Raw genomic sequence first — 6991 nt, 5'->3', positions numbered from 1 at the left:
CCGACGAGCCGGAACACTGGAATGCCTGGCGCATTCTGGGTGACTGCGCGGCCGTGCCGGAGCCCCACACCACCGACACCCTGCAGGCGGAGTACTGGCGGATGCAGTTGCACTGCCACGGATCTGAGCCGGATGTGATGGTGGTGTTGGCACACAACCCGGCGGCCGATGGGTGGCGCGTGCAACGGATCAGCGAGTGTTAGTAACCTTTTCGGGGCGCCAGAATAGGGCCAGAGTGCCGTAGGGCCACAAGGTGATTCTCTTGGACAAGCTCGGCATGGCTCATCGATGAGATTCCGTCCAGCATCGACCTCGCCAGCCCGATGAACAAGATCGGTGTCCGCAACCGAGTCGAAATTGTCATTTGGGCCTACGAAACCAAGCGGGTCCGGCCCTGAAGTCCTTGCCAGTGGTCGTGCCCGCGAAGGAATAACAATCTGCGTTCGCCCCGTTATGACACAGAATCGTCAACAGACGGCCTTCCACCTGAAAACCCGAAGGAGATCTTCGTGCAAAACTTCGCCCCGCTGTGGGAACCCCTCCAGCTAGGTTCCACCGAAATCGCAAACCGCGTTGCGCTGGCTCCGATGACCCGCATCAGCGCAACCGAGGATGGACACGCCACAGCGAAGATGGCTTCCTACTACCAGGCATACGCGAAGGGCGGCTTCGGCCTGCTGATCACGGAGGGAATCTACCCGGATACCGCCCACAGCCAGGGATATCTTTTCCAACCGGGGATCGCCACTGAGGAGCAGGCGGACTCCTGGAGTGCAGTCGTCGACGCCGCGCATTCTTCCGGTGCGCGCATATTCGCCCAGCTCATGCACGCTGGCTCACAGGCCCAAGGCAATCGATTCGTCGACTCCTCAATTGGCCCATCCGCGGTTGCCCCCAAAGGCGAGCAACTCGGTTTCTACCGCGGAGAAGGACCCTACCCTGTTCCGGCGGAAATCACGGTGGAGCAGATGGATGATGTCCGGGAGAGCTTCGTCACTGCCGCGCTGAACGCCAAGCGGGCAGGGTTCGACGGCGTCGAGATTCACGGTGCCAATGGATACCTTCTCGACCAGTTCCTCACTGACTATCTAAACCAACGGACCGACAACTACGGTGGCTCTCCCGAAAACCGGGTACGGTTCGCCGTCGAGGTTTGCGAGGCAGTACGCGACGCCGTTGGCCCGGACATGGCTGTGGGGATCCGCATTTCCCAGGCCAAGGTTAGCGACGGCGAGCACCGCTGGAATGGCGGCCAGGAAGAAGCGAAGACAATCTTCTCCGCCCTCGGCGCCACCGGGATCGACTTCATTCACACTACTGAGCCACGGGCAACGGCCCCGGCATTCGACGGCGAAGGAGACTCCCTGGCGTCCCTCGCCAAGCAGCACTCGGGAGTAAGCGTGATCGCCAACGGCAACCTGGACGACCCGGAAACGGCCGCTGCCATGCTGCACGATGGTGCCGCCGACGTCGTCGCCCTGGGCAAGGGTGCCTTGGCTAATCGGAACTGGCCGCACCGGGCGAAAAACAACCTGGAATTTGACGAACTCGACGGTCGCCTTTTCGCTCCCGTAGCCGACGTCAAGGATTGGGAGTTGGATTTGCCCGCATAGGCTCGCACTCGCCGCGCTCCTGGACCTGGCCCGCGAAACCGCCGAAAACACCGAAACGGCTAAAGAACGACTCAGATGAAGCTGACCAGAACGCTGGCGATAACAACGGAGCCGGAGGTCACAGAGGTGAAACCACCGACAAGCATCGGCGGCAGCATGGCGTCCGTGAGTTGCGAGCGCTCTGTCTCATCGCGGCCCACGGACCGGGCGACCTCACTGGTCAGCAGGTAGTCGGCGGGAAAGCCGTACATCGCCGTGAGGGCGACGGACATGCCCAGGCCCGTCTTCCAGCGCAGCAGCTTGGTCGCGATGAAGCCGCCGAGCATGATGCCGCCGAATCCGATGACGAGGATGACGAGCATCGGCACGATAGCTGCGATTACGTCCGAGAGCGAGGCGGTGATGAGCGGCGCCATGACGATAGCGATCACGCCGGCCATTGCAATGCCAAATGAGTTGGAGCGTTCCAGAGCGCGCTCCGGGGTGAGACCGATGGCGGTCGACGCGATGCCGAGGAGGAGCGCAAGGATCGAGGATGGGATGTGGGTGGGAACCGCTAATAGTGCGGCCAGGGAACCGCCGACCAGGACGCAGAAGAGTAGGAAGAGCTCGTTGTGCGCGAGCATGCTCGGCAGTGTGACGAGCTTTTTCTTCGTGCCTGCCTTCTGCTTCGTTCCTACCGCCTTTGCCGACCCGTTTTCAGCATGGCCGTGTTCCGCCTGGGCATCTTCCGCGAGCTTGGCGAGCTCACCGCTGTCCCGGAGGTTGATGGCAAACCGTCGCAGGAGGAAGTTCGTCATCGGCATCGCCGGCAGCGACTGCATCATGAGGACGAGTGAGGGCAGGACAACGATCATGGATGATACCCCCGCTGCGGTGAGTCCATCGGTTGTCAGGCTGGTGGCGACAATTCCACCGGCCAGCGGTCCGGCTCCGGCGACAAAATATTCGAAGCCGAACAGCGGAATCACGACGAGTGCGAGCGTGAGGACTGCCACCAGCATTCCCGACAGGGCGATGATGACCGAGCGCCATTGCTTGAGCAGTGTGGGCAGGGGAATCAGGGACCCCATATGGAAGAGCAGGGGCAAGACGAGGATTGTGTAAGCCTGTGGCAGGAGTGAATCTTCGACGACCGTGTCTGGCACGAGGCCCAGCTGGGCGACGATGAATATGCCCAGCATTGCGACCAGGAGGCTCGGCACACGGGCCTTGGTCCGAAGCGAGATGAGTTCGCCGAGTGCGATGAATGCCAGCACGATGGCTGCGCTGTAGATCGGTTCCATGAGTGAGCCTTTCTGCCTTCTTCTTCACTGCGCCGTCAGGTGCAGCGAGCTTTTGTGAGTTCTCAGCGCCCGGGCGCTTGGTAGGTGAATGCCAGAGCCGCCAGGGAGGCCGCCTGATCGGCGAGGACAGCGTCGTCGAACTGGACGAGCGGGGAATGATTGACTGCCGCCGTCTCCGGATCGATGCCCTTGGGAGTGGCCTGCAGCATGTAGAAGGCCCCTGGAACCTCCTCGAGGACGCAGGAGAAGTCCTCCGAACCCATGATCGGATTGTCCGCTTCCACCACCCGGTCCGCACCGAACACGTCGGTCAGTGTGCGCAGCAGGTATTCGGTTTCGGCGGCATCATTGACCGTAGGCCGGTACACGTTGGTCCACTCGATCTCGGCGGTGCATCCGTGCCCGGCCGCAATCGATTCGGCGAGCTCTCTGGCATAGATGGGAAAGCCACGTGTCGTCTCCGCCGAGAGTGTGCGGACCGAGGCGCCCATCGAAGCCGACGGCGGGATGACGTTGATTGCCTCCCCCGCTGAAAGGTTCGTGATCGCGGCGACGACCGGGTCGAACACGCTGAAGCGCCGGGTCACCATGACTTGGAGGGCCTGGCAGAACTCGACAAGAGGCGGCACTGGATCGAGCGCCTTCTCAGGCTGTGAGCCGTGCCCTCCTGCACCGTGGAACACAACACGCAGAATGTTGGCTCCTGCCAGCATGGCCCCCGGCCGGCAGGTGAAGGTGCCTCGTTCGCCGGGCATGACGTGCACGGCAAAAGCGGCGTCGACGCGGGATCCGGCTGCGTCGAGTACACCCTCGTCAATCATCGGCTGTGCTCCACCGGGGCCTTCTTCGCCGGGCTGGAACATGAAGACGACATTGCCACGGAGCTCGTCCCGGTGGGCGGACAACAGCTTGGCTGCGCCTACCAGGCCGGCGGTGTGGAGGTCGTGTCCGCAGGCGTGCATGCGCCCGTTCTTCGAGGCGTATTCGAGGTCGTTTTTCTCCGAGACCGGCAGTCCGTCCATGTCGCCGCGGAGCAGGACAGTTGGACCGGGAAGCGCCCCCCGCAGGACGGCGACGACGGATGTGAGTGCCTGGCCCTTTGTGACCTCGAGGGGGAGATTCTCGAGTGCCGCAAGAACCCGTGCCTGGGTCTCGGGGAGCTGGTTGCCCAGTTCCGGGTGCCGGTGCAGGTCGCGACGAAGGGCGATAAGCTCGTCGGCGATATCCTGCGCCTCACGGGGAAAGTCGACTGCCATGTGTGAACTCCTTAGGTCATATTCGTCATTGGGGTATGGGGATTTGTAGGGAATGGTCCGTGATTACCGGTTCGCCAGCTTGATGATCGTGTCCAGCAGGACCTGTCCACCGTTGGCGACGTCGTCCCACTTCGTGTCCTCCTCGGGGCAATGGCTGCGGCCATCGATGCTGGGAACAAAGATCATTCCGGTCGGAGCCACGGTCGCAATGTTTTGCGAGTCGTGTCCGGCGCCGGAGTGGATCGGGATGTGCCTGAGTCCGCGCCCTTTCGCTGCGGCGGCGACGATGCTTTGCACCTCCCCGTCCAGCGGCGCCGGCGGCACTGTCTCTTCGAACTCGATGTCGAAGTCGAGCCCGTGCTCGGCGGCAATCGCTTTGGTCCGGGCGATGAGCGCTGATTCCAGCGCAGCGACTCCCTCGGCCGTCGGCTCACGGAAGTCGACGGTCACGTGAGCGGCCTCGGGAACGACGTTCGCACCACCAGGGACGAACGTGACGATCCCCGAGGTGACGACGGCGCGTTCGCTGACGCCTGCGGCGATACAGGGCAGTGAGGCAAGCAGAGCGCCGGCTGCCACACCGGCGTCCTTCCGCGCATTCATCGGCGTGGTTCCGGCATGGTCGGAGCGGCCGCGCAGGGTGATCGTGCCCCCGCCCAGCCCTACGATGCCGGTCACAACGCCGATGTCGATTCCCTCCACCTCGAGTACAGGGCCCTGCTCGATGTGGAGCTCGACAGACGCGTCGATAGTGCCTTCGGGCAGCACGGCGTTCGCAGCACGGTCGATATCTCCGCCGGCCGCGGTGAAGGTGTCGACGAACCGATCACCGTCACGGCCGGTCAGTGCTTCGAGCTCACTCCGCGAGAAGCCGCGGCTGATGGCCCGGGAACCGAACAGATGCGCATAGTTGCCCTCCTCGTCGGCGTACACGATGCACCTGACGGGGCGGTCGAGAGCCAGCCTGTCCTCGTGGATCCGCCTCAGGCACTCGAGCGCCGCGATTGATCCCAGGGCACCGTCAAAAGCACCGCCGTCGGGCACGGTATCTATGTGGGAACCAGACCACACGGCGGGACGTCGGGCATCGCTGAGCTCATCTGCGACCGGCGACGACACGATGATGTTGCCGATGCCGTCGACCGTGACATCCAATCCGGCCTCGGCGCAGCGATCGAAGTACCACTGGCGCGCTTCGGTGTCTTCGGCGGAGAACGAGGTCCGGCCCAATCCGCCTGAAGGCCGCCGTCCGATATTGCCGAGGCTGCCCAGGTCTGCCTTCAGTCGCTCCGCATTGATTGAGGTCATCGAACATCCTCCAGTAAGGGTCGGTTGTCAGAGATCTGAAATGTTGGTGTTGGCGCCGCACAGAATGACGCCGACTTTCTCATCTTTGCGCGGCGAGTAGTTGCCCGCGCCTCCTGCACCCGCCATCGCAGTGGCAGCGGCGTGCTCAACTGCGAGGCGGTACTGGTCCCATAGGTCCTGCCGCGCGGCGGCAATCGCCTGGTCAGGTACAAGAATGGAGCGCGCAGCCGTGTTCTGAGCGGCGGAAAGAGCCAGCACGGATGCGCGCCGGGCTCCGAGCGAATCGGCCGCAATCGAGTCGACTGGGACATCAACCGGAGTGCCCGCCTTAATAGCAGCGTTGAGTGCCCTGCAGTTCTCAGGCTCCACCGCGATTGTCCGGACTCCATGGTGATGTGCGACGGCGGCAACCCCCGAGAACAGCCCTCCGCCGCCGACCGCGACGACGACGGTGTCGAGGTCGGGGACCTGAGAGAGGAATTCCACCATCACCGTGCCCGCGCCGGCTGCGATCAACGGATGGTCGTAGGCATGGGAAGCCAGCGCCCCGCTGGCAGCGGCGAATTCGTCGCAGGCAACACGCGCTTCGGCGTACTCCTCACCGACAAGGCGGACGTCCGCACCATACGTGCGCAGTCGATCCACTTTGACCTGCGGGGCGGTTACCGGGAGGAAGACGGTGGCTGGGATCCCTTCATTCTGTGCCGCCCACGCGCACGCCAGTCCCGCATTGCCGCCCGATGCGATGGTGACTCCGGCCTCGGGAAGCGTCCCGGCCTCCCGGTTGGCCCGGATGAAGTTCTGTGCGCCTCTCGCTTTGAACGATCCGGTGTGCTGCATGAACTCCAGAGCGAAGTACATCTCGAAGGTGCCACCGGCGGAGTTCGCTGCGTGGCCGGCCCGTGCGACCGGCACAGGCCGGACGTGGCCGGCTATCCGGCTCGCTGCTGCCTGCACGTCGTCGAACGTCACCTGTGACATGTTGCCCTCCGCCTTCGTCGGAACGAACCGGACTCTACCTTATGCGGTGTGTCACTACGGCGATATTGAGAATCTGTTACAGGGTCCGTCCCTCTAGTGCACGCGGCTAGAATGAGCAGCACCGGCACAGAGGAGAAGGTCAATGATCCATGAGTCGCTAACAGGAAGCCGGGAAGGTAGCACCAATGACGGCGGAGCGTGAAGAGCTGGCTGCCCGCATCCGAGACTTGCTGGCCGACGTACCCAGCGTGCGCGAAATTCCGATGTTCGGCGGCATCTCGTTCATGGTCAACGACAAAATGGTGGTGGCTGCCCGGAAGGATGGCAGTCTCCTCGTGCACGTTGACCCCGGCCGCCATGAGGAGTTGCTCGGGTACTCGGCCTGCCGCCAGGCTGAGATGGGGAAGGGCCGGACCATGGGACCAGGTTGGCTGACCGTCGCTCCCGAATCGTTGGCCGACCACGAACAGCTCTCCTTCTGGCTCGAGCAGGGCATGCAAGACCGGGCAGGGAACACATAATCGGATAGAAGGCAGGGTTCCGACAG

The 6991-nt window shown here is 63.3% G+C and carries 7 protein-coding genes; 3 read left to right on the top strand and 4 right to left on the bottom strand.

Going from position 1 to position 6991, the window contains the following annotated elements; translation table 11 throughout:
- Both Y707_RS32210 and Y707_RS0113980 read left to right on the top strand, forming a co-directional pair.
- A partial coding sequence (locus Y707_RS32210; protein ID WP_026535542.1) for a hypothetical protein occupies positions 1 to 203 on the top strand: 203 nt, incomplete at its 5' end.
- A 306-nt stretch (positions 204 to 509) separates the two neighbouring features.
- Entirely contained in the window at positions 510 to 1613 is a 1104-nt protein-coding gene (locus tag Y707_RS0113980) for an oxidoreductase (protein WP_026535541.1), read from the top strand.
- A gap of 71 nt (positions 1614 to 1684) precedes the next feature.
- Here Y707_RS0113980 and Y707_RS0113975 read toward each other — a convergent pair whose 3' ends face one another.
- From Y707_RS0113975 to Y707_RS0113960, 4 genes are all read right to left on the bottom strand, one after another.
- On the bottom strand, positions 1685 to 2899 hold the full coding sequence (locus Y707_RS0113975; protein WP_026535540.1) for a hypothetical protein: 1215 nt from the start codon (positions 2897 to 2899) through the stop codon (positions 1685 to 1687).
- Between the two features lie 62 nt (positions 2900 to 2961).
- Positions 2962 to 4155, bottom strand: coding sequence for a M20 metallopeptidase family protein (locus Y707_RS0113970; protein ID WP_026535539.1), 1194 nt, complete (start codon positions 4153 to 4155; stop codon positions 2962 to 2964).
- 63 nt (positions 4156 to 4218) lie between these two features.
- The gene (locus tag Y707_RS0113965; RefSeq protein WP_026535538.1) at positions 4219 to 5463 is read right to left on the bottom strand and encodes a Zn-dependent hydrolase; all 1245 of its coding nucleotides are present in this window, start codon (positions 5461 to 5463) and stop codon (positions 4219 to 4221) included.
- Positions 5464 to 5490: 27 nt separating this feature from the next.
- On the bottom strand, positions 5491 to 6444 hold the full coding sequence (locus tag Y707_RS0113960) for a threonine/serine dehydratase (RefSeq protein WP_026535537.1): 954 nt from the start codon (positions 6442 to 6444) through the stop codon (positions 5491 to 5493).
- A gap of 185 nt (positions 6445 to 6629) precedes the next feature.
- Here Y707_RS0113960 and Y707_RS0113955 point away from each other — a divergent pair, with 185 nt between their 5' ends.
- The gene (locus tag Y707_RS0113955; RefSeq protein ID WP_026535536.1) at positions 6630 to 6965 is read left to right on the top strand and encodes a TfoX/Sxy family protein; all 336 of its coding nucleotides are present in this window, start codon (positions 6630 to 6632) and stop codon (positions 6963 to 6965) included.
- Positions 6966 to 6991 lie beyond the last annotated feature (26 nt).

Source organism: Arthrobacter sp. H14 (genome assembly GCF_000520495.1).
In the GTDB taxonomy this organism is placed as follows: Bacteria; Actinomycetota; Actinomycetes; order Actinomycetales; family Micrococcaceae; genus Arthrobacter_C.
Note: the sequence above shows the minus strand (reverse complement) of the source record. Positions and strands in the feature narration are given on the sequence as shown.